This is a genomic window from Paraglaciecola sp. (assembly GCF_039964565.1).
Lineage (GTDB): Bacteria > Pseudomonadota > Gammaproteobacteria > Enterobacterales > Alteromonadaceae > Paraglaciecola.
The window spans coordinates 36,154-62,241 of sequence record NZ_JBDVXF010000025.1 but is presented as its reverse complement, the minus strand read 5'-3'; the positions used below and the strand labels follow the sequence as shown (position 1 = coordinate 62,241).

25 protein-coding genes and 1 tRNA gene are annotated in these 26,088 nt (G+C 40.5%); 8 read left to right on the top strand and 18 right to left on the bottom strand.

The genetic code is table 11. The features are described 5' to 3' along the window. Positions 1-513: 513 nt before the first annotated feature. The 10 genes from ABJK37_RS10145 to ABJK37_RS10100 form a co-directional block, all read right to left on the bottom strand. Entirely contained in the window at positions 514-1,347 is an 834-nt protein-coding gene (locus tag ABJK37_RS10145) for an FAD:protein FMN transferase (protein WP_348352896.1), read from the bottom strand. A 91-nt stretch (positions 1,348-1,438) separates the two neighbouring features. After that, entirely contained in the window at positions 1,439-2,761 is a 1,323-nt protein-coding gene (locus ABJK37_RS10140) for a DUF3570 domain-containing protein (RefSeq protein ID WP_348352763.1), read from the bottom strand. Beyond that, on the bottom strand, positions 2,752-2,976 hold the full coding sequence (locus ABJK37_RS10135) for a DUF4266 domain-containing protein (RefSeq protein ID WP_348352760.1): 225 nt from the start codon (positions 2,974-2,976) through the stop codon (positions 2,752-2,754). Before ABJK37_RS10135 ends, ABJK37_RS10140 begins: the two co-directional genes overlap by 10 nt. 29 nt (positions 2,977-3,005) lie before the next feature. Further along, positions 3,006-3,419, bottom strand: a complete 414-nt coding sequence (locus tag ABJK37_RS10130; RefSeq protein ID WP_348352893.1) for a TlpA disulfide reductase family protein — start codon at positions 3,417-3,419, stop codon at positions 3,006-3,008. A 189-nt stretch (positions 3,420-3,608) separates the two neighbouring features. Then, the gene (gene arcA / locus ABJK37_RS10125; protein ID WP_215933843.1) at positions 3,609-4,316 is read right to left on the bottom strand and encodes a two-component system response regulator ArcA; all 708 of its coding nucleotides are present in this window, start codon (positions 4,314-4,316) and stop codon (positions 3,609-3,611) included. 161 nt (positions 4,317-4,477) lie between these two features. Then, entirely contained in the window at positions 4,478-6,073 is a 1,596-nt protein-coding gene (locus tag ABJK37_RS10120; protein ID WP_348352757.1) for an ATP-binding protein, read from the bottom strand. A 314-nt stretch (positions 6,074-6,387) separates the two neighbouring features. Further along, entirely contained in the window at positions 6,388-7,806 is a 1,419-nt protein-coding gene (gene glgA, locus ABJK37_RS10115; protein ID WP_348352754.1) for a glycogen synthase GlgA, read from the bottom strand. Positions 7,807-7,825: 19 nt separating this feature from the next. Next, positions 7,826-8,851, bottom strand: a complete 1,026-nt coding sequence (locus tag ABJK37_RS10110) for a methyltransferase (RefSeq protein WP_348352751.1) — start codon at positions 8,849-8,851, stop codon at positions 7,826-7,828. After that, positions 8,851-9,570 (bottom strand): tRNA (guanosine(46)-N7)-methyltransferase TrmB, encoded by a 720-nt coding sequence (gene trmB, locus ABJK37_RS10105; RefSeq protein WP_348352748.1) that lies wholly within the window; start codon positions 9,568-9,570, stop codon positions 8,851-8,853. The genes ABJK37_RS10110 and trmB overlap by 1 nt, the downstream gene beginning before the upstream one ends. 99 nt (positions 9,571-9,669) lie before the next feature. Further along, the gene (locus ABJK37_RS10100) at positions 9,670-10,398 is read right to left on the bottom strand and encodes an alpha/beta hydrolase (RefSeq protein ID WP_348352745.1); all 729 of its coding nucleotides are present in this window, start codon (positions 10,396-10,398) and stop codon (positions 9,670-9,672) included. Positions 10,399-10,476: 78 nt separating this feature from the next. Here ABJK37_RS10100 and mutY point away from each other — a divergent pair, with 78 nt between their 5' ends. From mutY to ABJK37_RS10080, 4 genes are all read left to right on the top strand, one after another. After that, the gene (gene mutY / locus ABJK37_RS10095) at positions 10,477-11,544 is read left to right on the top strand and encodes an A/G-specific adenine glycosylase (RefSeq protein ID WP_348352742.1); all 1,068 of its coding nucleotides are present in this window, start codon (positions 10,477-10,479) and stop codon (positions 11,542-11,544) included. 46 nt (positions 11,545-11,590) lie between these two features. Continuing rightward, positions 11,591-11,863 (top strand): oxidative damage protection protein, encoded by a 273-nt coding sequence (locus tag ABJK37_RS10090; protein WP_348352739.1) that lies wholly within the window; start codon positions 11,591-11,593, stop codon positions 11,861-11,863. A gap of 184 nt (positions 11,864-12,047) precedes the next feature. Then, positions 12,048-12,123: transfer RNA gene (locus tag ABJK37_RS10085), tRNA-Phe, on the top strand. A gap of 371 nt (positions 12,124-12,494) precedes the next feature. Then, entirely contained in the window at positions 12,495-13,190 is a 696-nt protein-coding gene (locus ABJK37_RS10080; RefSeq protein WP_348352736.1) for a hypothetical protein, read from the top strand. 310 nt (positions 13,191-13,500) lie between these two features. Here ABJK37_RS10080 and ABJK37_RS10075 read toward each other — a convergent pair whose 3' ends face one another. Further along, a complete protein-coding gene (locus ABJK37_RS10075; RefSeq protein ID WP_348352733.1) occupies positions 13,501-14,631 on the bottom strand; it encodes a PQQ-dependent sugar dehydrogenase in 1,131 nt (376 codons plus the stop codon). Positions 14,632-14,861: 230 nt separating this feature from the next. Between ABJK37_RS10075 and ABJK37_RS10070 the strand changes: the two genes are divergently transcribed. Together ABJK37_RS10070 and ABJK37_RS10065 are read left to right on the top strand one after the other, a co-directional pair. Beyond that, a complete protein-coding gene (locus ABJK37_RS10070) occupies positions 14,862-15,257 on the top strand; it encodes a c-type cytochrome (protein ID WP_348352730.1) in 396 nt (131 codons plus the stop codon). A 128-nt stretch (positions 15,258-15,385) separates the two neighbouring features. Beyond that, positions 15,386-18,010 (top strand): EAL domain-containing protein, encoded by a 2,625-nt coding sequence (locus ABJK37_RS10065; RefSeq protein ID WP_348352727.1) that lies wholly within the window; start codon positions 15,386-15,388, stop codon positions 18,008-18,010. Between the two features lie 16 nt (positions 18,011-18,026). On the opposite strand, the gene rep is transcribed toward ABJK37_RS10065, so the two are convergent. Then, positions 18,027-20,042, bottom strand: a complete 2,016-nt coding sequence (gene rep, locus ABJK37_RS10060) for a DNA helicase Rep (protein ID WP_348352724.1) — start codon at positions 20,040-20,042, stop codon at positions 18,027-18,029. A gap of 148 nt (positions 20,043-20,190) precedes the next feature. Here rep and ABJK37_RS10055 point away from each other — a divergent pair, with 148 nt between their 5' ends. Beyond that, complete coding sequence (locus tag ABJK37_RS10055) at positions 20,191-20,436, top strand: accessory factor UbiK family protein (RefSeq protein WP_215933866.1); 246 nt, start codon at positions 20,191-20,193, stop codon at positions 20,434-20,436. An 81-nt stretch (positions 20,437-20,517) separates the two neighbouring features. Here the strand turns inward: ABJK37_RS10055 and ubiA are convergent, their stop codons facing one another. Together ubiA and ABJK37_RS10045 are read right to left on the bottom strand one after the other, a co-directional pair. Beyond that, complete coding sequence (gene ubiA / locus ABJK37_RS10050; protein ID WP_348352720.1) at positions 20,518-21,399, bottom strand: 4-hydroxybenzoate octaprenyltransferase; 882 nt, start codon at positions 21,397-21,399, stop codon at positions 20,518-20,520. Positions 21,400-21,405: 6 nt separating this feature from the next. Beyond that, positions 21,406-21,972, bottom strand: a complete 567-nt coding sequence (locus ABJK37_RS10045; protein ID WP_348352717.1) for a chorismate lyase — start codon at positions 21,970-21,972, stop codon at positions 21,406-21,408. Positions 21,973-22,126: 154 nt separating this feature from the next. On the opposite strand from ABJK37_RS10045, the gene ABJK37_RS10040 reads away from it, so the two are divergent. Continuing rightward, complete coding sequence (locus ABJK37_RS10040; protein WP_348352714.1) at positions 22,127-22,543, top strand: flagellar basal body-associated protein FliL; 417 nt, start codon at positions 22,127-22,129, stop codon at positions 22,541-22,543. A 10-nt stretch (positions 22,544-22,553) separates the two neighbouring features. On the opposite strand, the gene glpG is transcribed toward ABJK37_RS10040, so the two are convergent. Genes glpG through ABJK37_RS10020 form a run of 4 tightly spaced genes read right to left on the bottom strand, consistent with a single transcriptional unit; the run spans position 22,554 to position 25,999 of the window. Continuing rightward, complete coding sequence (glpG, locus tag ABJK37_RS10035) at positions 22,554-23,414, bottom strand: rhomboid family intramembrane serine protease GlpG (RefSeq protein WP_348352711.1); 861 nt, start codon at positions 23,412-23,414, stop codon at positions 22,554-22,556. Between the two features lie 14 nt (positions 23,415-23,428). Beyond that, positions 23,429-23,746 carry a thiosulfate sulfurtransferase GlpE gene (gene glpE, locus ABJK37_RS10030; RefSeq protein ID WP_348352708.1) on the bottom strand — a complete coding sequence of 106 codons (318 nt, stop codon included), beginning with the start codon at positions 23,744-23,746 and terminating at the stop codon, positions 23,429-23,431. Positions 23,747-23,780: 34 nt separating this feature from the next. Beyond that, positions 23,781-24,806 (bottom strand): L-threonine 3-dehydrogenase, encoded by a 1,026-nt coding sequence (gene tdh, locus ABJK37_RS10025; RefSeq protein WP_348352705.1) that lies wholly within the window; start codon positions 24,804-24,806, stop codon positions 23,781-23,783. Next, entirely contained in the window at positions 24,806-25,999 is a 1,194-nt protein-coding gene (locus tag ABJK37_RS10020; RefSeq protein ID WP_348352702.1) for a glycine C-acetyltransferase, read from the bottom strand. The genes tdh and ABJK37_RS10020 overlap by 1 nt, the downstream gene beginning before the upstream one ends. Positions 26,000-26,088 lie beyond the last annotated feature (89 nt).

Sequence of the window (26,088 nt, the reverse complement as noted above, 5' to 3'; positions counted from 1 at the left end):
TCAAAGCGATCATAATCCTATGAATCAGAAATTAATGTTTTGTGCCAAAAGCGGTTCTAGGTGACGCTGGTTCCGAACGACCTCAATTATCTGAGAGTTCAACTGGTGAAGAGTTACAAGCTATTACACGTCGTTCCCGCGCAGGCGGGAACCCACTGGTAACTACCGTAACCTCACTTAAGTTCTTTTAACCACCGCATAATAAAGCCATATTCCCTCTACTTTTAAGATGATGAATACGAGTTTATTTCTCAATTTTACTGATGTTGTTGGGGGTTCCCGCCTGCGCGGGAATGACGGTCTTACTTTTAGCATTTGCGCTGTGGCTATAAAAAACAACGACCGCTATCTCGGTAAACTTGCCGTTGAAGGCGTCATTACTGACCGTCTCTCGATCGCTTAAAGCGCAAGTAAGCGAAATAAATAGCTACGCCTGCAATCTTGGGCATAGCAGTTATTCGACTGAGATAGACCGAAAGGCTGTTTCTTAAGCCTTCAGCGCTTATCAGCACGCTATCGATAACACCAAAACTTGACTCCCTGCTCTTGCAAAAACGCTTCGGCATTAGCACCTTGTAATAGTGCTAGCGTTGCTAATAATCCAGCTTGGATACAGTAGGGGGCAGCGACACTCACCGACCTGGCGGCATTTTCAATGGGGTATCCGGTTTCAGGATTAAGGATATGGCTGTAACGTTTACCGTCTTTTAATAAATAACGTCTTGCATCACCACTGGTGGCTAAACCACCACTGACAATTTTTAGCACTTTAGTCGAACCATTGTCATCTTCAGGACTTTCAATTCCTATAAGCCATGGTTGCTTATTTTGCCTTGGACGCGTCACCTGAATGTCACCACCAAAGTTCACGACTACTGATGTAGTGGTTGCATATTCAGCACATACCTTGGCAACACAATCAACGGCGTATTCTTTGCCAATGCCACCAAAATCCAACTCCATGCCTTTGTCCAATGTAATTGATGTCTGATCATATTTGACTTTTCCCCAACCAATAAAGGGCATTAGCGCCTCTACCACTTTAGGAGCCGGTAGATTATCTGAACCATCAAATTTCCATGCCTGGCGCAGCACACCAGAAGTGATATCAAACATACCAGCACTTAATTGAAAACAAGTTTCAGCAAATTCCAGCAGTCGAAAAACCTCATTATCAATCGCAATCGGCGTCCCTTCACTTTTGTTGATAGTAGACATTAGGTTGTCTGATAAATAGCGACTAAATTTCTGTTCGATTCGTTTCGCTTCTAAATAGGCGAGTGAAGTGAGGTGATTAGCTAACAAGGGATCTTGGGTTTCAACCAACAACTCGCAAGGACTGGCCATAGCAGCAAAACGACCAATAATATGGTCGTTTTGCTGCTCTATAGTAAAATCACTAACAGACAAAGGTAGCCCTTAAGATAAAAACACTAGCTTAAAAGCTATAACTGACTTGTGCAATCACCGCTTTCAAGCTGGGATATAGGTCAAGTTGCTGCAACGCTCCTGGTGCGTCAAAACCAGCGTTTTTTGGATCTTGTTGATAATATTCCAACCTAAAGGCCCACTCGTTACCACTAGGCATTTTCATTCCATATTTTAAGCCTACTGTATAAGCCGTCATTTCTCCTAAGCGGTAATCTGCGCTGGCAAAAGTAGGAAGTGTTGATCCTTCCAGTAAAAAGGGTTGATAAAACTCTGCAGCCCCTTGTTGGTAGTACCTAAAATGAGGCTGAATATAAGTATTGTCGGTCAAATTAAACCGCAACCTAGAATCAATAGTATGAGAATTGATATCCCAGTCATCTGTGGCGTATCGATAGGAAATATCTGCTACACCTTTATCCAACGCATATTTAGTTTGCCAATAAAAACTATGTCTTGTGCGCTCTGTTGGCCTCTCTTCATAGACTAATGACTTAGTTAACCCTTGGTCGTCAATTACGCTTAAAACCTTAAAGGGGTCGGTGTGATAGCCATCCGATGTAGACAAACCATAGTTAAATTGCACTAACATTCGTCGATTAATAATTTGAGTCACACCAAACATCAAATCTACGGTGCTTTTGTCGTCGGAATCCTTTTGCCTTGTGGCATCAAAAGCGGCTTGATAGTCTTGTTCGTCAGCAAACTGACCTTCATCTATGACCATTTCAGAAAAAGCGACAGGACGGCCACCTTCGGGATCTATAGTGTCAAAAGCCAAAGATAAACCTGCCGATACAGTCGTGTTTTTCTGATTAAAATCTTTGGCGAGAGAGCCATTAATCGCAATAGATAGGTAATCATATTCTTTTGAAAAATGCACACCTGTACTGCCTCGCATGTTATCCCAAAGAGGTTGAGTCCACTGCGCTTCAAGTTGTAGTCGCGTATCTCTAAAGGTGTCATCCAAAGGTAATTCGCCCCCTTGAATTTCATATTGGCCCTTACCTGATGGACGAGTAAAGGTTTGTGCATTCGGCTGAGACACTGCACCTGTTGCAGACGCTCCAGTTAGTGTATCCAGTACGAACTTCCCAGAAAAAATATGTTCATCACCAAAATCTTTTTTGGCTGAAAACACGCCTTCAACAGCAGTCACTCTGTCAGTTTCACCGTAATACAACAATGCAGTGTCCATTTCCCATACGTTTTCTTCAGCTTGTACCACTGGAGATGTGCCTAACAGCGCGCAAGTTGCGGCTGCAAGTGCGGTATTAATATTGGCTACTTTTTTTGTCCCTTTAGCTAATTGATTGTTAGAAGTTAGTTGCATCCACAACCTCCACCAGCAAACGCACGACCACCACTTGTAGCCTCTTTACTAAAGTAAATATGATCATCTAAACCAAGGTCGTTTCCCTCAGCGTCTAAAGCCATTTCATCTTTAGCCAATAAGTCTCGTTCCCAAGGTTTGACCCCAAGATTGGCACAACCAGCAAGCTGAGTACTGACCAAAAATGCGAGTATAATGCGTGCTTTTTTTAACATAACTTCGTCTCTTTATTTGTTAAAGGCTTCTATTCATTAAGAAGTAAAACTAACTCTTGCTCATATAAAGGTTCGCTGCGTGTGAAAAAACCTTTATGAGAAAATCGGATATTGCCGTTTTTATCAATAACATAACTGCTTGGCATACCTAATAATTGATAATCGCTGGCTATGTTTCCTTCAGGATCATAAATAATGGGAATTTGTGCCGGCACTTTTTCTAGAAATGCTTTTGCTAAAGCGTTTTCAGCATCTAAATTGATGGCAATAATCTGCAACCCTTGCGCGGCATATTTTTTCTGCATTTGATTCATCCATGGAAAGGATTTGCGACAGGGTTTGCACCAGCTTGCCCAAAAATCGAGATAGACTACCTGGCCTTTTAGGGCGGATAGTTTGCTTGGCAGCTGACCATGAGAGATAGCAAAGTCAGGGGCAGAAATTTCCTGTGCAATACTTAAAGAGAGCGGAGAAAAACTGAGAGTAAAAAACAGTATACTTAAGCGAATATAACTCAAAACATTTACCTGTTAACTAGTATGTAGTGAGTGTAGATGGTAAATCTTAAGTAAAACTTAAAGCAATAAAAAAGCCCCCGAAGGAGCTTTTTTGAAACGTCTTTGATAAAAGTGTTATGAGTCTACAGAGCCGCAGAAACGATAACCTTCACCGTGAATAGTCACAATCAAATCATCCGCATTCACTTCTGATTCAAAATGTTTACGAATTCGACGGATAGTCACATCAACTGTACGGTCATTTGGACGCAATTCACGACCAGTCATTTCCATGATCAGTTGTTCACGTGTCAAAATTTTACCTGGGTTGTTTAAAAACAAATGTAAGGCTCTAAACTCACTGCGTGGTAGGCGAAATTCTTTGCTACTTGGAGAGATCAAACTACGGCTATCACCGTCTAAAATCCATCCGTTAAAGTTTACGCGACTTGGCAAATCATCATCTTCACTACTGTTAGTGGTACGTGCTAATAGGTTACGAGCACGGATAGTCAATTCGCGAGGATTGAAAGGTTTAGTGAGGTAGTCATCAGCACCAATTTCTAGACCTAAAATACGGTCTACATCATTATCTCTACCGGTTAAAAATATCAAGCCTACATTCTTACGACCGCGCACTTCGCGCGCCAAAAGCAAGCCGTTTTTACCAGGTAAGTTGATATCCATGATAACCAAATTGATGGTGTTGTTTTCAAAGATGCCATGCATCTGTTCGCCATGTTCAGCTTCAAATACGTTGTACCCTTCTGCTTCAAACAAGCTTTTAAGGGTTGTGCGTGTGACCACTTCATCTTCGACAATTAATATGTTTGGAGTCTGCATGTTTCAGGCCTGATTAGGAATTTGTGTAAAAGTTTATCAGAAAATATCTAAAAATCAGGGTTTTATCTACCAAAAATTGCAGATATAACCAAATTTTGTGCAATTATACGATTACATCACAAAAATTGCCCGCTTATGGCCGACGTGAGCACGATATGTTTCTATAAAAAGGAGCCAACCTGTGTTTTGTCCTGCTTCACTTTTTTAACGGGGAACAAAATAGTAAAGGCCACGCCTTCCCCTTCTTCACTAACAATTGATATTGAACCATTTAAAGCTTGGGTTACTAAGTTATAAACTAAGTGCATTCCAAGACCACTGCCTCCCTGACCTCTTTTGGTCGTAACAAACGGGTCGAAGATCCGCTTACGCAGATGTTCTGGGATACCTTTTCCATTGTCCTTAAACTCAATGCTGACTTTAGTGTCGCCTATCGCCTCAATGGTAATATCTATTTGCCCCTGTTCCATATTCTCAAAACCATGAATGATAGAATTCATGATTAAGTTAATAATAATTTGGTTGATTGGCCCAGCTTTAGACTCGACGACTAAATTATCAGCACAATTAACATTGATTTGATGTTTGACCTTCTTTAATTTTGGACGCATCGACATCAAGATTTCATCCATCAAGCGACTAAAAGAAAATACTCGATTGTTCTCAGAAGTTTGGTCAACCGCAACTTGTTTAAAGCTTGATATTAATTCAGCAGCTCTATTTAAGTTACGATAAATGATATTGAGGTTTTCTTCCCCCTCAGCAATAAACTTCGACAAAGCGCTAGCTTTAAGGGTTTTATCTTCAAACGCTTTACGCATATCAGCAAGTCTGTCTAACATCATAGTAGATGCTGTCACCCCCAGCCCAATCGGCGTATTAACTTCATGAGCAACACCTGCCACCATGTCTCCTAACGAAGCCATTTTTTCATTTTGAACCATTTGCCGTTGGAATTGATGGAGTTTTTCTAAGGTTTGGATCAGTTCACTATTGGCTTCTTTTAACGCATTAGTGCGCTGCTTTACTTTCTCTTCTAAACTGATATTTAACTTTGCCTGTTCAGCTTCAGCAATAGTTTGGCGCTGCATATGTTCTTGGGTTCGTTGCAACATGTTGTTGAAAGCAGCGCCGAGAATATCCAGCTCTTTAATTCCATTCAATTCAGCGCGACTCGAATAATCCTTTTGACGAGAAATTCGCTGCACCAATTTAACCAATCCATTTATAGGGGAAGTAATGGCTCTTTGCAGCCTTAAGGTAAGTAAGAAACAAATAATCAAACATGCAACCAACACGCTGATAGAAAACAAAATTGAATTGGAGGTAAGGGTTTGTAATTCATCTGCGGTGGCACGTAAGTAGAGGTAGCCTACTACTTTATTTTCATGCTGAATCGGGCGAATGATTTCAATGATCCCCGCGGCTATTTTAGGTAAATATATCTGGTCTATTTGATCAATCTTGGCTTTTACAGGCGCAATGCCTTCTTTGTTATAACTAGCAAAAAATTCTATGGTTTGATCGTCATTGGCTCTGTAAATATGGACATTTTCTATTAATTCCGAGGCGGATAGTATCTGCAGGTTTTTATCTTCGGCTAAACCTTCATTGGCAAGCAAAGACTCGACTGAATCACGTCCAATAATCTCGGCGTATATTTCCACATTGTCTTCTAGTGATTGCCTATAGGTATTAATTTGACTATACAAATTAACCCCTGAAGACAAAATTAATGACAATGAAGTAATTGCCATCACTACCCAAACAATCAGGCTTTTAATTGATAAAGATTTAGAGTCTGAAGCCATATTACTTGTAACGTATTCCTAAGTCTGACAACTCGTCAGAAATGATATTGATACAAAAACGTTCAAATTGAAACTAATTGACTGAATTTATGTCGTTTTTTAGCGCAGAAAATAGATACCTAAGAATGGCGAACTATTTTTTGTCTATGCCATATACGCAAGCAACTTGCGTTACTGACGAAAGGCCAATAATCAAAGAGGCGGCATGAACTGCAGTTGTTTTTCAAAAAACGACTAGAACAAACCACGTTTTATCATTTTTAATTCATATAAAGAGTTTGGTATTTTTTGGCGGACACTTCCCACGTAAAACGACTTTGCATGGCTCTCTTCTGTACTTTCACAAATACCCTAGGTGCCTCATGATAAAACAACAAGGCTCTTTGAATACATGACAACAACGCGTCACTATCGGGTTGTTCGAATACAAACCCTGTCGCCATCTCGGGGTTTTCTGCTAAATCGATTACTGTATCTTTAAGCCCGCCAACGGCTCTTACAATAGGTAAAGTACCGTATGCCAAACTATACATTTGATTTAAGCCACAAGGTTCAAACAAAGACGGCATCAAAAAGAAGTCACTACCTGCTTCAATCATGTGGGCTTTACGTACACTAAAGTCTTCGACAAACACCATTTTTTTAGGGTATTTCTGCGCCACTTGTCGCAAAAACTCACTAATTTCGGGGTCGCCGGTTCCTACAATTGCCAGCTGTATATCATGTTGCAACAGCTTTTCTAACATTGGCAAAATAAAACCAAAACCTTTTTGCTCAGTTAAACGACACACCATTCCTATAATAGGAACTTTTGCTTTTTTGGGTAACCCAAATTCTTTTTGCAACTCAGCTTTGCAGCTATTTTTGCCTTTCAGATCAGCATGATGATAGTTTTTTGCGATATGTGGGTCATTGATTGGGTCCCACTGACTGTAGTCACAACCGTTCAAAATACCCGAGACATCACTTCTTCTGTTTTGAAACTCTTCAAACAGGTGATGAGAGCCCAATGGGGTTAATAATTCCAATGCATAATTTGGGCTAACCGCGTTAATTTTATTGGCATAGCGAATCCCCATGCGCACAAAGTTTAGTGCATCGCCATCTAACTGACTGTGTAGCTGATAATGTGGTTGTAGATAGGTTATGTCAGAAAATTTGTGTGTGCCTTGATAGGCACCATTGTGTATGGTGAAAACTGTTTTTGCTTGAGTGAAAAAACCGGAGTCGTCAATACTCACAAAATAAGGGGTAAGAGCAGTATGCCAGTCGTTACAGTGCACAATTTCAGGTTGAAAACCTACCGCTTTTGAAGCTTGCAATGCGGCATGTGCGAAAAATGCAAAACGCTCTGCGTTATCAGGATAAGCATGGTAATCATCAGAATATAAACCGTTACGAGCAAAGTATTCTGGATAATCTACAGCTAATACCTGTACTCCCTGTAGTTCTAATTTTTTAACCGCAAAGTAATAAGCTTTATGCCCAGCAAACAACCTTTGGCTAGCACAACAATCAGCAGCGTCAAACTTGTCGGCCAGTTGTTTGTAATAGGGCATGACAATTGTCACTGTATGACCTAGCTCTGCTAACGCCAAAGGCAAGGCTTTACCTACGTCGGCCAAACCGCCCGTTTTAACTAGATCTTCTACTTCAGACACAACAAACAATATTTTCATTCGAGAAGCTTACCTTATTCTATTTTATTCGAGCACACTGATAGAGAGTAAATTTAGTTGTTTGGGTTATTGAGCTAACCGAGTTGAACTTTTGTTCTAGTAATTCAGAATAACGTAAAAATTTATTGGCTACTAATGTCAACGTTCCGCCTGGCGCTAAATACTTTTTAAGCTGCGCAATGAAGTTCTCAGTAACCGAATAATCAGTCACAATTCCTGTATGAAAAGGGGGATTAGTATAGACCGCAGAAAACTTGCCTTGCACATCCATCAAACCATCTGAAGCGATGACTTTAGCATTGAGATTGTTAAGTTTTGCGCTTTCTTTAGCACAATGCACCGCTAAAGCACTGACGTCACTCATTACCACTTCACTTTCAGGGCTTTGTAGCCCTAGGTAACAGCCAATGACTCCAGCACCACAACCAAAGTCTAATAATCGCCCCTTTTTAATTTCGGGTAAATTATCCAACAATATTGCAGTGCCGGTATCTAACGAACCATGATTAAACACACCTGGTAGCGAACATAGTGTGTAAGTTAAACCACCTGCTTCGATAGTAATTTCGCTTTGCCACTTAGTTAAATCAAATGCTTTGATGGGTTTATCTAGTTGTGCAGCGAATAATGCACAATGGCGCGCTGAATCTATTTTATTAACTTGGTTACTAACAGACTCTAGAAATTTTGCGGCGCTTTTTACACCGCCTTTATTTTCACCGACTAGCAAAAGGCTAGCGTTGTCATTCAAACTCGCTGCGACATTGGCAATTAACATTTTTGCCTGTTCTTTAGACTTAGGCATGTAAATAACCGCGCCATCAAATTTTTCGTCAGTTGGGTAGGCAGCTGCAAAAGTATGTTGTTCGGATTTACCAGCCGCACAGCTTTGTTGGTAAATATCAAAGTACTGATGAAACACTTTGATATCAGGGTTGTTAAGTTGTTGCACAATATGGCTGTCGGTGGGGTTAACTAACAACCATTTGCCCTGCGAAAAGGTTTCAGCACTGCGCATTAGTAGTTGACTAGGAGCAGAAAGCATTAAGACACCCTCTCAAACATTAGATCCCACACGCCATGGCCTAATCTATGCCCTCGCTGCTCAAATTTAGTTAACGGTCGCTGCTCCGGTCTTGGCACATAATCGTTAGTGTCTGATTGATTTTTAAAACCTTCGGCAGCAGACATGACTTCCAACATGTGCTCAGCGTAATTCTCCCAATCAGTGGCCATATGAAACACCCCACCTATCGCCAATTTACTTCGCAATTTTTGTACAAAATCAGGTTGTACAATACGTCTTTTGTGGTGACGCTTTTTATGCCAAGGATCAGGGAAAAATAATTGCACTCTAGCCAAAGTATTGTCTGCAATACAATCCGCAAACACTTCTACTGCATCGTGTTCGTATACTCTCAAATTATGCACGTTGTTTTCGGCAGCTTCACTTAGGCAAGTTCCTACTCCCGGGCGATGCACTTCAATACCGATAAAATCTTTATCCGGCTCTTTTAATGCCATCTCAACCAAAGATTTACCCATACCAAAGCCAATTTCCAAGACTAAAGGCGCGACACGTCCAAAAGTATCAGCGAAGTTTTGCATACCATTTTTATGCTCTAAGCCCATAACCGGCCAATTTTGTTCAATAGATTTGGCCTGCCCAGAGGTTAAACGCCCCTCTCTTTTTACAAAACTCTGTATTTTTCGGATATACACGCCAGATTCGGCTGCTTCTTGTTCAGATTTAAACTGACTCATATTAGGTTCTCTTCTTTCAAATTTTGCTTGGTTACTAGCCAGCATAGATGCGGCGCATTATCCGGTGACACAGCCTGATTGCAAGCCACTCAGCACAATTTAGGCAATTTTTGATGCTAAATATTCAGCTAATTTCTCCGATTGCTCAATTGGCAACATATGCCCAGCTTGTTCAAGTATTATCACATCACTATTTGTTAACTGTTTATGCATAGCCATAATGGTTGACTGGCTCACTAAGTTATCTTGCTCACCACTAATAATGTGGATAGGAAACGCACATTTTGCGAGTGCTGGTAATAAGTTTTTCCTAGACTGAGTAGCGCTAACTTGGGTTGCTAACACATCAGGCCCCAGATCCTGCTCCATCTGTTTTACAATATTTAAATAATCGTTTTGATGCTGATGACCTGCGTAAAAAAAACTAGCAAGGCGTTTCTTAGTCATAGCGTTATATTTTTTGGCACTAATTAACTTTAGCAATTGTTGTCGATGCTGAATTTCGTCTTTGGGTAATGCATCACAGGCACTGGAAATAAGCGTCAAGGAAGCAATTTTACGTTGATTTTCTATGGCTGTCAGCGCAGCGATATACCCTCCCATAGAAAACCCCACTAAGTGCACTGGCGGCTCAAAATACGCCAACCTGTCTGCACTCAACATTTTCATTTGATCTAAGTTTTCAGCCCACTGCAAAGGTACAAAAGCTCGCATAGGCATGTCTAGATGTTGCCAGCATGGATTAAACACCCTTTCATCGCAGAGTGTTCCCGGGAAAAACACTAGCGGTTGACTAATTTGATAAATTGAACCTTTTGTTTTAAGCAATCTATTCTCAACTAAACTATTTCGACTTTGTTAGGGTATTATCGGGTAATTACCTTCAGAACAACAGAACCTTACTCGGTGCCGAACAATATTAACGCTTTAAATAAGACATTTAGTCTAAAAGTTTTGGCTTGGTTTGACCTTAACGGTAGAAAAAACCTGCCATGGCAGCTCAATAAAACACCTTATAATGTATGGGTGTCAGAAATAATGCTGCAACAAACTCAAGTTAAAACCGTTATCCCATATTATCAGGCGTTTATGCAGCGCTTTCCTGACGTTCTCAGTTTAGCCAATGCACCGCAAGATGAAGTATTACATCACTGGACAGGTTTAGGATATTACGCTCGCGCGCGAAACTTGCAGAAAGCAGCGCAAGTAATTAGGGATCAATACCAAGGGATTTTCCCTGAAGATATAGAGCAGTTGATCGCTTTACCGGGTATTGGAAGGTCGACCGCAGGCGCCATTTTATCTTTAGCCTGCGATCAGCATCAAAGCATTTTAGATGGCAATGTTAAGCGAGTATTAGCACGCTATTTTGCAGTAGAAGGTTGGCCAAGTAACAAAAAAGTTGAAACACAGCTTTGGACATATGCAGATAATTTAACACCAAGTACCAGAACCGGTGACTATACCCAAGCTATGATGGACATGGGCGCCACACTTTGCACCCGCAGTAAACCGCAATGTGATAGTTGCCCAGTACACCATGAGTGTTTGGCCTTTGTACAAGGTCGGCAAACTGAGTTACCCCACAAGAAGCCTAAAAAAACCATTCCGGTGCGCACTACCTTTATGTTAATCCCCATGTGGCAGAAACAACTACTCATATATAAACGTCCACCAGCTGGACTATGGGGAGGATTGTGGTGTTTCCATGAAGTAGAACAGCAGGAGCAGGTAGCTGAACTTGCTTCGAGTTTAGGGTTTAAGGATATCCAACAACAGCCACTAGCGGCTTTTCGGCACACTTTTAGTCATTTTCATCTAGACATTCAACCTATTGTGTTACACCTAAAGCAACAACCTATGGACCGAGTAATGGAAGAAACCCAAATGTGGTACGACTTAACTGAACCGCAAAATGTTGGATTAGCCGCGCCAACCAAGAAACTATTTAGTACAATCAATACATCATTTTAATAGGGGTGAACTTTAAGTTGCACCCCCACCATTAAATTAGAGCATTATGAGCAGAACAGTATTTTGTCAACGACTACAAAAAGAAGCAGATGGCTTAGACTTTCAACTATATCCTGGTGAGTTAGGTAAGAAAATTTTCGATAACATCTGCAAAGAAGCATGGGCCGATTGGCAAAAGAAACAAACCATGCTGATTAACGAAAATAAACTCAACATGATGGAACCCGCAGCGAGAACATTTTTAGAAACACAAATGCAAGGATATTTGTTCGAAGGTAAAGAACCGGATATCGAAGGTTATGTTCCTCCGAAGAGTTAAAATAAAACAGTTTTTGGACAACTCTAGCTACGAACTAAGCTGTTTTAGCCGAGATTTTGTTCAATCGATACACAATCTGCAAAATATCCCTAAAAAGGGGTTGACTTAAAAGCACTAAATCCGTTTAATACGCACCCTCAGCGAAACGGACGTAGTCTTACAGACAAAACCCTGTTGTGTTGAAGCCCAGATAGCTCAGTTGGTAGAGCAGAGGATTGAAAATCCTCGTGTCCTTGGTTCGATTCCGAGTCTGGGCACCATTATTCTATAAGCCCTGAACAGTAATGTTCGGGGTTTTTTAGTTTCTGGCATATGAGAATTGAAAATCCTCGTGTCCTTGCCGGTAACCGTAAGTTGCAATTCCGAGTCTGGGCACCATTATTCATAGAAGCCCTGCAAGTAATTGCGGGGCTTTTGGGTTTCTAGCACTTTGAAATTGAAAATCCTCATGCACTTGCCGGTAACCGTAAGTTCAACTCCGAGTCTGGGCACCATTATTTATAGAAACCCTGAACAGCAGAGTCACTAACATGGCTGATCAGATGGAATTGATACCGAGGTATGAACAAACTTGCGGAAACAAAACTACATACTAACATTTGGTAGTAAATTTCAAGGTCAAGGATGCGTTTTGATATCTGTAATCAATTTAACTCTAGCTATAACACTAATAATTTCCACACATTCCTCCGCACAAGAAGTACTTTCAAATTGTCCTGAAGACTCTGTGAATAAATCTGGCACTGTTATAACTGAATCAGTTGCTGGCGTTGATGGAGACACTAAAAATATTTTAGAGGATGCTATAGTAAAATTGGCGTTGGCTATTTTTGCAGGATTGGTTGTTTGGGGCTTTAAGGAATATTATACCCATAATCAGGCTAGCAAACGACTTAAAGCAGGTGTCATAGCTGACATAAACAAACACATAACGGGCATATCAAAGCAAGTAAGGGAAGCTGAAAATATCAAAGATGAATTTATTAAATGGGGGAAACATTTCCCTTTTCCGGTCAATTATTCTGTTGCAAGGTGGGCCTTCTACTCTTCAATCCAAAGAGATCTGCCAAAATATCTAAAAGAAGAAGAGTTGAAACTGGTAATGGAAATACATCAATTTTTGTGGGAAATGGATGTATCTTTTGAAGGTTTCACTAAAACTATAAACTCCTGTGAAAACAAAGAATTGAAAATAAACCAACTTTTATATGACAAGCTGGACAAGCAGGTAAAGAGCATGATGGAAAAAGCCTCAGCTTTAGGTAGTGAACACATTAAAGAGCTGGGAAACCTTGAAGCTATCAACAAAAGGTTAGCCGAAAAATAAGCGTTGTTTCTAAAAATTGTCACGCCTATAAAGATCCTAATAATTGATGGGGGAGTGATTTTCCAGTTATTTTACTGATCAGATGAGTGGGATGGTTTTCCATAGTACGTCTAATATTTTAGTAACACATTTGGTAACACGACTACATAATTAAAAAAATTTAAAATCATAGACTTAAACAAACTTATCAACTCCGAGTCTGCACCATTATTCATAGAAGCCCTGAACAGAAATGTTCAGGGCTTTTTGGTTCTGGTATGTTGTAATTGAGAAGCTACGCCGCTTGCCGGTCACATAAGCGGTGACAAATTTACGTTTTAGACACTATTTTAAATATTCCACCACCATCCGTAGCCACGTAAATATAACCATCAGCGCCCTGTTTCACATTGCGAACTCGGCCTATTCCGGGAAACAAAGTTTCTTGACTGAGCACTTTGTTTCCATCTAATTCAAGTGCCACTACGTAAGCGAACTTTAACGAACCAACTAATACTTTACCTTTCAAGTCGGGATAAATGTCACTAGTAACAAATGTCATACCTGAAGGTGCAATTGAGGGTACCCAATACCAAGCGGGTTGTTGCATGCCTTCTTTTTCGGTCAAATCAGTAAAAGAGGTACCGCTATAATTCACGCCATAACTAATGACCGGCCAGCCATAGTTGGCTCCTAGTTGAATTATATTCACTTCATCGCCGCCTTTAGGGCCGTGTTCATGTGTCCAAATATCCCCAGTAAGAGGGTGCATCGCCATACCTTGAGGATTGCGATGTCCGTATGAATAAATAGTAGGATGGGCATTTTGTTGTTTAACAAATGGATTATCTTTAGGAATACTGCCGTCACTGTTTATACGGTGAATTTTACCCGCATTTCGATCTAAGCGTTGTGGATTAACATCTCGATTGCCTCTGTCGCCGTTGGAGATATACAAATAACCTTGTTTATCGAAACTTAGACGACTACCAAAGTGTTGACCTTTGGTCGAATTGAGTCCACCACCAAAAATAACGGTTTGCTCTGACAACTTAAAATTCTGCAGTTTCGCACGCATAACAGAGGTGTGGGCACCTTCCCCCTCGCCTTCTAATCCAGAGTACGAAAAGTAGATGAGGTGATTTTGGGCATAATTAGGGTCGACTACCACATCCAGCAGTCCACCTTGTCCTTGCGCTCGCAGCGCTGGTAATCCTGTGATTTTTTGACTCAGCAGTTTACCATTGCTGATAATCCTTAACTCTCCTTTACGATCAGAAACCAGAATGTCTTCTTTAGTTAGCCAAGCCATACCCCATGGAATATCTACCCCTTTAGTAACTAATTGATATTCATATGACTGATTACTGTTTGAAACTGGAATATTTGGCTGCTGAGCACAGGCAGAAGCAGTTAAAATAATGCAAAACATTAAGCCAAGTAAACGCATGATAATGTTCATAATCAATTCCTCGTTAGAAAATTTCACTTGAGATACAGAATATCACCGAATAAGTAGAATGAATAAGTCTGCTGCAAATGAAGTCGTTTTATATAATTTAAAATTCATATTGTTGACGCTAAAAATACTAATTCACTTAGATTTATGCGTTAATTAGTTGTTCGCACAATATTAGTAGTTATAATCTGTCCCAGATTTTTAGGTAAACAAAGCTTGTTTTGGAGAATTTTGTGAAATTTAAAGCCTTATTATGTATCTGTATGGGTGTTTTTACCGTTTTAGCGGTACAAGCACAAGAAATGAGCGAAGATGACATTAAGACTCGTATTCAGCCAGTTGGTCAAGTGCATGTAGCAGGTGCAAAACCTGAATCGGCTTCCTCAGGACCCAGAGCAGGTTCAGATATATACGCCAAAGCCTGCGTTGCGTGCCATAGCACAGGTGTTTTGAATGCACCTAAGTTTCAAGACGCAGCAGATTGGGGACCTCGTTTAGACAAAGGTTTTGATACTGTATGGAAAAATGCTATCAATGGGATTGGTGGTATGCCTCCTAAAGGCACTTGCGCTGATTGTACAGATGACGAAATCAAAGCCGCAATCGAACATATGATTGAAGGCATTTAGCTTTACATCAATAACCGCTAACTTGTTGTAAAAAAGACCACTATTAGGGTGGTCTTTTTGATCTTAATAGTTTATTTTTGATAGTTTAGTATCTGCACCTAATTCTCAATTTAGAAGACTAATATATTTTGCCGATAACGCCGAAACAAATTGCCGATCAACTGTCATTGGAGGAATTGCGAGAGCTCGTTCCTCAATTGCAGAAGATAACGCGTAAATATAAGCGTTCGGAATCTATTCAAAAATCGCTGTTCGATATTTCTGAATTAGCTAGTTCAATCAATGAATTATCTAGCTTATATCCCGCAATACATAATATTGTTGCTGGTTTTATGTCTGCACAAAATTTCTTCGTGGCTTTTTATGATGAAGAAAAAGAGATTATTGATTTTGTGTATTTTGTGGACGAGTTCGATGAACAAGTAGTCTCGCAAATCTCCGCAGATGATCTTAAAAACAGTCTCACTGGCTATATCCTGCGCACCGGTAATCATTTATTTCTAACCCAAGAAACCTATAGAGAACAAACTGCCGACATATCGGTCAAAGATTTAGGTGCGCATCCTGTTGACTGGATAGGGGTTCCGCTAAAAAGAGGCTCTCAAGTAATCGGCGCTATGGTAGTGCAAAGTTACGACGAGTCCATTCGCTATAGCCAAGCCGACTTGGAAATATTACTTTTTGTTTCTCAGCATATTGTTAATTGCGTTGATAGGGTTAAAAGTCGAGAATTAACTGAAAAGTCGATTCGCCAAAGTACCAAGCAATTGCGGCAAATCAACGAAGAATTACAAGAAGAAATCAGCGAAAGACAAAAAATAGAATCCCTGCAACAAGCATTATTTGAAATTTCTGAACTTTCAGCTTCGGTTGAAGGCAATATGGATGACTTTTATTCTGCCATCCATGACACTTTATCACGGCTAATTGGTGCGCCTAACTGTTATGTCGCAACCATCGACACTCAAAAACAAACCTTACAGTTCCCCTATTATAAGGACGAAGTGCAATCTAAAATTGAACCGAGGCCGATGGGGTTAGGTTTGACTGAGTATGTTATCCGGCACGGCAGAGCTGAGTTAATAGACAACACAAATGCGCATCAATTATATGAATCAAACGAGCTATCCTTAGACTTAGTAGAAAGTATCCACGAAAAAGTGAATTCTTGGATAGGGTCACCACTAATAATAGACGGTGATATATGCGGAGTAATAGCGGTTCAAAGTTATGGCAAACAAAAGCAATATAACCATAAAGACCTAGAGTTTTTAAGGTTCGTTTCGCACCACATTGCCGTTGCGTTAGGTCGCAAGCGATCTTCTGAGGCAATTCAAGCCTATAACCAAAGGCTTGCAGAAGAAGTAAAAGAACGCACTGAAGAGTTAAACAGTACGAATTTATTCCTGCAAAAACAAATTGAAGAGCGGTTACAAGCGCAACAACAACTCGAATACGACGCGCAACATGATTCGCTCACTGGCTTAGCAAATAGGGTGTTGTTTAATAGCCGACTCGAATTGGCGCTTGCCAGCAAGCAACGATACCGAGAGAGTAACTTTGCGGTAATATTTATTGATTTGGATAGATTTAAACAAATTAATGACTCGTTAGGCCACATGGCTGGAGACCAATTTCTAAAAGAGGTCGCGAGTAGAATTAGCTCATGCATTCGAGGTCATGATCTGCTAGCTCGGTTAGGCGGCGATGAATTTGTAGTATTGTTTGATAACTATGATTCTCCTATCGATGTTGAAGAAATTTCTTCTCGTATAATCCAATCTATTGCCAAACCTTTTAAAATCGAAAACAGAGATATGTACTCTGGAGCCAGTATAGGTATTGCGTACATCGAAAGTGGTTATCAAACTGCAGACGAAGTACTAAGAGATGCAGACGCTGCGATGTACCAAGCAAAGTCGTTAGGACGTGGGCGTTATATTGTTTTCGATAAAACCATGCGAGAAAAGCTGCTTGAAGAGATGGAGATTGAAAGCGAGTTTAGGAAGATACTCAAGACGAGAGCATTTGAAAGCTATACACAGCCAGTACTGAATTTGGCTAGTGGCGAGTTAATATACCAAGAATGTTATGTTCGTTGGAAACATCCCAAAATAGGTAAGATAAAACGAGACCAGTATTGGCAAATTGCTGAACAATGTGGCCTGACTGTTGAAATGGATAGGTTTATGCTATCTAAAGCTTGCGAAATTTTACAAAATTGGCAATTAGATACTGCGACTGACAACAAACAAATTTCTATCAACCTGTCTATTCATCATCTTACTCAAACATCTTTGGCGAAACAATTGATTGAACAAGTTTATGAGGCAGGAGTTGACCCAAAACAGTTAGTCATTGAATTCGACGAGAATGCCTTAAATCGCCGTTCTCAGTTTTTCTTACCTGCGATTAAAATTTTAAAACGCGCAGGCATTACTTTAGTATTGGACAACTTCGGTAGTGGTTTAGCCTCTCTTAGTTATTTGTATTCGTATCCTTTTGACTACGTAAAAGTTGACCACTATTTTGTTAAGACCCTTCCTCGATCTGAACGAAACTTAAAGTTAATTCAATCTGTGCTGTCTATTTCAGGCCATTTGAAGTTTAAGTTAATCGCCGAAGGCATAGATACAGAAGAACAGTATCAAGCCTTGGTCAATGTAGGATGTGAATTAGGTCAGGGTAAATATGTACAGACAGCCAATAAAATTGAATTTAACGAAATTAAAAATAAAGTTGTAAACAGCTAGATTACTCTGGTATTCACTAGCTTTTATTCATCATATTCCGTAGATTCGCTATTCCCACCTGAGATTTTTGCTGACGTTCTTGAGCAGAAACTTTTGGCTTTTTATGCTCCCATATCAAATCATCTTGTGGAAGTTCGTGTAAAAATCGGCTGGGCTCAGGGTTGATCACTTCGCCATATTGACGCCTTTCTTTCACTAAAGTCATAAACAAGACTTTTTGCGCACGAGTAATTCCCACGTAGGCTAAGCGTCTTTCTTCATCAATATTGTCTTCATCAATACTGCTTTGATGGGGCAACAGCCCTTCTTCCATACCGACCATAAATACGTAGGGAAATTCCAAACCTTTTGAGGCGTGTAACGTCATTAATTGTACTTGGTCAGACTCTTCATCATCTTCGCCACGCTCCATCATATCCCTCAAGATTAAACGATTAACCACCTCTTGAAGTGTCATGGGAGGGTCCAGTTCGCTGCCCTCAAGCATGTCACTAATCCAACCAAACAAGGTACTTATATTCGCCATAGCCATTTCAGCTGCTTTAGGGCTAGTACTCGACTCGTATAACCACTCTTCATAACCCATGGCTTTAATCATTTCACGTATAGTGGCAATGCCATCCCCCCTAACCGCTCGGTCTGAAAGCTCAACTATCCAGCGGCTAAATTGTTCTACTGAAACCAACGCTTTACCCGACAACACCTCCTGAAGGTTTGGGTCGAAGGCGGCTTCAAACATAGAGGTGCGATTTTGGTTGGCGAGGTTTCCAAGTTTTTCTAGACTCACCCGACCAATGCCGCGAGTAGGTGTATTAATTACCCGCAGCAAGGCATTGTCGTCATCTTGATTTACCAATAGCCGCAAATAAGCCATGATATCTTTGACTTCAGTTCGACCAAAGAACGACATTCCTCCACTTATTTTATAAGGGATGCGGTTACTCATCAGCACTTTTTCGAACACTCGAGATTGGAAGTTGCCACGATACAAAATGGCATAATCTTTATATTTTGTGGCCCCCATAAATTTATGGGCCATCAATTCAGCCACGACTCGCTCTGCCTCATGCTCTTCATTTTTAGCAGTAATCACTTGCAGTGGTTCACCGTAACCCAACTCTGAAAATAATTTTTTCTCAAATACATGAGGGTTGTTCTGAATAAGAATATTGGCACAATGCAAAATTCGCTCTGAGGAGCGATAATTTTGCTCTAGCTTGATGACTCTTAGATTTGGAAAGTCTGTCTGTAGTAACACTAGATTTTGTGGCCGCGCACCGCGCCACGAATAAATGGATTGGTCATCATCACCAACCACAGTAAACCTAGAACGCTCACCCACTAGTAGTCTCACCAATTCATACTGGCTTGTATTTGTGTCTTGATATTCATCAACTAACAAATAACGGATTTTATTCTGCCATTTTTGTCGAACTGTCTCGTTGTTTTTAAGCAGTAAGGTTGGCAATAAAATTAGGTCATCAAAATCTAGGGCATTATAGGCGCGCAAATGATTGTGATAACGCTCATAGAATTCTGCATGCTCACGATCACTAGGAGAAAGCGTCTGACGTTTTAAGTCCTCTGGCAGAATGAGTGCATTTTTCCAGTTAGATATACAACTTTGCAACGCTGACAACAGCTCCTTGACACCATCAAATTCAATTTCGGTTAAGTCTTTGAGTAGCGACATACTATCTTTATCATCAAACAAGGAAAAACCAGGTTTTAACCCCAAAGTTTTAACTTCAGACTTGATGATATTTAAGCCTAAAGTATGAAAAGTAGATATTTTTAACCCTCTGGCTTCTTTTTTACCTAAAGATTGCGCGACGCGCTCTTTCATTTCTCGAGCAGCTTTATTAGTAAAGGTGACTGCGGCTATATAACGCGCTGGTAGCTCGCATTCTCTAACTAAATAGGCAATCTTATTAATGATAACTCGGGTCTTGCCGCTGCCAGCACCAGCTAGAACTAAGCACGGCCCAGAAATAAAAGTGACAGCTTGGTTCTGACCAGGATTAAGTTTCATGCTAAATTAAACAGCCTATAATTATGGGGCAGTGATTGTAAGAGAATACGCTGGTCAGTCCAAGTAGATTAACGATCAATAGCTTGTAAACTGGACCCTAATTACGTTTAAGAAATCAATTTAAACTCAACAAGGTAAACATATTCCAATGCTAAACCCTAAAAAACTAGAAGAAATCGCTAAGCAAATATCCGAAGCTCTACCACCTGGCGTAAAAAATATGGCAGAGGGAGCAGAAGCTAAGGTAAAACAGGTGTTACAGTCACAAATCAGCCGCTTAGATTTTGTGAGTCGCGAGGAGTTTGATATTCAAAGCCAAGTATTAATGCGTACTCGGGAGAAATTAGCCGATTTGGAAGCTCGACTAGCCAAATTGGAACAACCAGAGGCTTAATCTAACTGAGTCACTCTCAAACCAACGGTAATGTGAACCACTCATACAATTCGAGTGGTTTACTTCTCGCCTAAATAAATCTCAATTAAAAAAAGAGTAATGCGCTATAACACCAATAGCGATAGTTAGACCGACATAGTGGTTATGTAAAAAAGCTTTAAAACACAAACCTCTGTCGCGATCTTTGATTAGGCCCTGTTGATATAAAAACAATCCTAGACTGATAATTAACGAAAGATAAAAGGGCCAGCTCAGTTTTAACGACACAGCAACCGCAGTAAGCAATACCATACAAAACAGTTGTAGCAACATAATGATAAACTTATCGTATTGGCCAAATAAGATAGCCGTTGATTTCACCCCAACTTTAATATCATCGTTTTTATCAACCATGGCATATTGTGTATCGTAAGCCACTGTCCAAGCTAAATTGGCAAAATACAATGCCCATACCACCCAGTTTAGGCTTTGCCCTGTAGCGACAAATACCATTGGTATAGACCAACCAAAGGCTGCGCCAAGCACCACTTGGGGTAAATGAGTATAACGCTTCATGAAGGGGTAAATAGTAGCCAAAACCAAGCCACCTACAGACATAACAACGGTTTGCCATGATAAAGTTAAAACTAACAATAACGCGCAAAATATCAATATTAAGAATAGACCAAGCGCTTCTTTTTCGGTTATTTCACCAGCCACCAAAGGACGAGTAGCAGAGCGCTCCACTAAACCATCGACATGACGATCGGCGTAATCATTAATGACACAACCAGCGGAACGCATCACCACTACGCCCAGTAAGAATACAATCAATATATGAAGTTCTGGAACACCTTGTGAAGCTATCCACAGCGCCCATACACAGGGCCAAAGCAACAAATAAATACCAATAGGTTTGTCGGCACGCATTAAGCGCCAATAGGCGTTTAATTTTGCGGTTGAGAATTGTCCTAAATTATCCATGTTGATTTATTTCATCCCTCGATAGGCGGGCGAACTAGGCAGAAACACCTCACTGACAGTCATTTTTTGTCCCTCAAAACTAAATGCCGAGCGACGCCCCCATAATTCCATCTCATTCGAGATATGTAATTGAGATAAGAATGTTTGACTGGCGCGCATATTGGTTAATTCAAACGGTAACCGTGTGAATCTTTCATCATTGAAAATCAATTGACCTAAAGGTTTCGTGTTGAGGTTAACAAAGTCAATGTCGCATAACTTTTGCGGAATAATCGAGCGCGCAAAGACCCAAGGTTGATTATCGCCCCACAATAACACCTCTCTCACTTGCCACTGTTGCAAATTTAGCTGTTGCTGAGGAGTGCACACTTGTTGAAACTCCTCAGCCGTTATCTGCGCATGCTGCTGACCCAATAGGGTCAAATGAAATGAGGTGCATTGTGATTGTAATCTTTCCGTCAATGATCCAGTGTTTAATAACCAACTCTCTAAACATCGGTTAGGGATAATAAATCGCTCAGGAGCTGCCCATGATGATGCAATACCAATTGGGAAATTATATGATAAATTCAATTTTACAACGTTATTGATTGGTAAAACGTGATCATAACAAGAGCGTGACTTAGACTAAAGTTAAATACATTTGTGGTGAATTTAGTTTTATGCGACCAACAAAAATTGCTAAGCTGATGTTATCTGTAACGATAATTAAAAAATGAAACTAAAGATGAAAAAGACAATATGGGCACTTGTTGGTTTACTGAGCCTTTTAAGTTATCACTCAGTGGTAAACGGGCAGGAAGCAGCTAAAAAAAACTATGCTTACTTCAGTCTTGAACCGGAAATAGTCACTAATTATTTAGGCTCTAGTGCAAGAAAACTAGGTTTTGTAAGAGTATCAATCGAGTTAATGTTAGAAGATGCAGAGTTTCTTGAAGCTGCGGAACATCACTCACCTCTTCTCAGAGCTGCCACTATTGAATCGTTTGGTAGCCAGCCAGCAGAAAAAGTAAAATCTCTTACGGGAAGAGAAGATATCAGAAGAAACTGTTTGGAAAAACTCAGGGAGCTAATGTTAAGAGAAACTGGCTCTGAAATGATCAAGGATGTGATTTTCACTAAATACTTGTATTTCCAGAGTTAATCATCAAACTTTATTGAACATTTGAGTTCTTTGACTTAGTAACCAAAAACCAGGCAAACAAGCAGCCACAAACTAATCCCACTAGGTGCGCGGTATTGGCCATATGCACAGGTAAAACATCTAAATAACCAACAACTAGCCAAACTAATAAGAATACAACTATAGGTTTAGGTAACGTTAATCCCCAGTTTGGTTTTAGCCAACCCAGCCACCAAACACACCCCACCAAGGCATAAACTACGCCAGAAAGACCACCAAAATTTGCACCACTTACCAACAATTGAGCAACATTGGATACTACCGCAGAAAAAACAAATAACATTAACAGGCTACTGATGCCAAAAGTGATTTCAATCTGTCTACCTAAACTCCACCACCACAACAGATTAAACGCAATATGCAACACAGAGAAATGAATCAATGCAGGACCTAATAATCGCCACCATTGCCCCGAATCAACAAGTACATCGATGGGTTGGATTTTAAGCCATAAATAAGGAGCCGTTATCCCTACCATAGCTAATAGGTAAATAAGCAAACAAATAGCCAGTATACTTGAGGTAAAAGGAGCTTGTTTTAGATCGTAAAGGGTTTTAGCAGCGGAAAAAGATTTCTCTGGGATTAGCTTAACTGTTTCGCCTGACTGCCAAGCCGCTTTTTGATATTTTTCATTACTCGGATTGAGAACAAATTCTTCTGCCAGTGTTTTAGCTCGTATTTGTTCTGATGAATCTAACAACATGACGGCATGTGCATAGTCATTTTCTGAGTATTGATACTCTGCCTGAATACCTTGCTCAATGAGGTAAATAGTCAGTAATCTTGCCGGTTGTTCTTTAGAGAAGGCGACTAACTTAAGGGGAGTAGACAAATGAATAAAACTTCCTATGAGGTTTCAAACGGTTGGTTTTGGCGCCACGCCTCAAAACCTCCGTCTAAACTATACACTTCTTCAAAACCTTGATGAATTAAAAACTGCGCCGCTTGTTGACTGCTAATGCCATGGTAACAACAGACGATAACAGGCGTATCGAATTCTACTTCAGACATGAAACTATGCAGCGAACCATTGGTTAATTGAGTGGAGTCTTTGATATGTCCAGCTGCAAATGCTGCATCATCGCGAATATCAACTATACGCACGCCACCTTGCAACAGTTTTTTCTGTGTTTCTTGTACAGAGATATGGGCAAATTGCTCCATCTAAATAACGCTCCTCAGATATTCGAACTTCATACTAACACCAATTAAGGATCACTTTCCCGGATTGACCTGACTCCATCACATCGAAGCCTTTTTGAAAATCATCGATCGCAAATTGATGAGTTATCATAGGTGTTAAATCTAAACCACCTTGGATCAAGCTAGCCATTTTATACCATGTTTCAAACATTTCACGGCCATAAATACCTTTTATCATCAAGCCTTTGAAAATAACTTGGTTCCAATCTATCGCAACATCGCTAGGAGGAATACCTAGCATAGCAATTTTACCACCATTATTCATTTTATCGAGCATATCACGCAACGCAGCAGGCACTCCCGACATCTCTAGACCAACGTCAAAACCTTCCGTCATCCCTAACTCGTCCATGACGTCTTTTAGCGGAGTTTTAGCTACATTCACTGCGCGAGTAGCACCCATCAGGGTTGCCAAATTAAGACGATATTCATTTAAATCGGTGATAACGACATTTCTGGCCCCAACGTGTCTTGCTACTGCAGCGGCCATGATACCTATTGGCCCAGCGCCTGTAATTAACACATCTTCACCCACTAAATCAAAAGATAGAGCGGTATGAACTGCATTGCCGAAGGGGTCAAAAATAGCTGCGAGGTCACTAGATATATTGTGAGGTATTTTAAAAGCGTTAAATGCAGGGATCACTAAATATTCGGCAAAAGCCCCTTGCCTATTGACGCCTACTCCCGTGGTATTTCTGCATAAATGGCGACGGCCGGCTCTGCAATTTCGACAATGCCCACACGTAATATGCCCTTCGCCCGAGACTCTATCACCAAGGGCAAACCCCAAGACTTCTTGCCCCATATCGACTACTTCACCTATATATTCGTGACCTACAACCATAGGCACCGGAATAGTACTTTGCGCCCATGTGTCCCATTGATAAATATGCATATCAGTGCCACAAATTGCGGTTTTGTGAATTTTGATTAATAAATCATTGTGGCCAACCTTCGGTTTTTCACACTGCGTCATCCATATGCCTTTTTCGGAATGTAACTTGGATAAGGCTTTCATCAAATCACTCCCAACTCTTTGCCAACGTCTATAAATGCTGCAACAGCTAAGTCTATTTGTTCAATACTGTGAGCAGCAGACATTTGGGTTCGAATGCGAGCCTGCCCTTTTGGTACCACTGGAAATGAAAATCCCACTACATAAACACCTTTTTGCAGCATCTTATCGGCCATATCGCTGGCTAACTGCGCATCTCCTAGCATCACTGGAATAATGGCATGATCTTTACCTGAAAGAGTAAATCCAGCTTCTGTCATCTTTTTACGAAAATACGCTGCGTTAGTAATAAGTTGTTTACGCAATGCATCACCGTTTTGCATCATTTCAAACACCTTTATTGATGCAGCAACTATTGGCGGAGCAACAGAATTAGAAAATAAGTAAGGACGAGAACGTTGACGTAACCAAGTGATGACTTCTTTTTTCCCCGATGTATAACCACCAGACGCACCACCTAAGGCCTTGCCTAGGGTACCGGTCAATATGTCAACCCTGCCCATCACATCACAATACTCATGGCTTCCTCTACCATTAGCACCGACGAATCCCGTGGCATGACAATCATCAACCATAACTAACGCTTGGTACTTATCCGCCAAGTCACAGATGGCGGATAAATCAGCAATCACCCCATCCATGGAAAACACTCCATCAGTGGCAATAAGCTTGGTTCGAACACCATCAGTATCAGCTTGAATAAGCTGTGCCTCTAGGGCCTGCATATCATTGTTTGCATAACGATACCGCTTCGCTTTGGAAAGCCTGACGCCATCGATGATACTTGCGTGATTAAGTGAATCAGAAATGATGGCATCTTCGGCATCCAAAATGGTTTCAAATAATCCACCGTTGGCATCAAAACAAGAGGGGTAAAGGATTGTCTCTTGGGTACCTAGAAAGTCACTAATAGTGTTTTCTAACTGTTTATGGATATCTTGAGTTCCACAAATAAAACGCACTGAAGCCATACCAAAACCGTGACTATCTAAGCCTGATTTTGCGGCCTTAATTAATTCTGAGTGATTGGCTAAACCTAAATAGTTATTGGCGCAAAAATTAAGAACTTGTTGCTCATTATTGACTTCAATATCCGCTTGTTGGCTTGAGGTTATAATACGTTCACTTTTAAAAAGTCCCTGAGCCTTAGTGTCTGCTATTTGCTGAGACAAACGTTTATAAAAGTCTTGTTTCATAAGGAAATCCTAATGGTGGAATGGCAAAAGAGTGGATCATATATATTCAATTTACTGAATGATATTTTTCAGCGTAGACGCTTCTACAC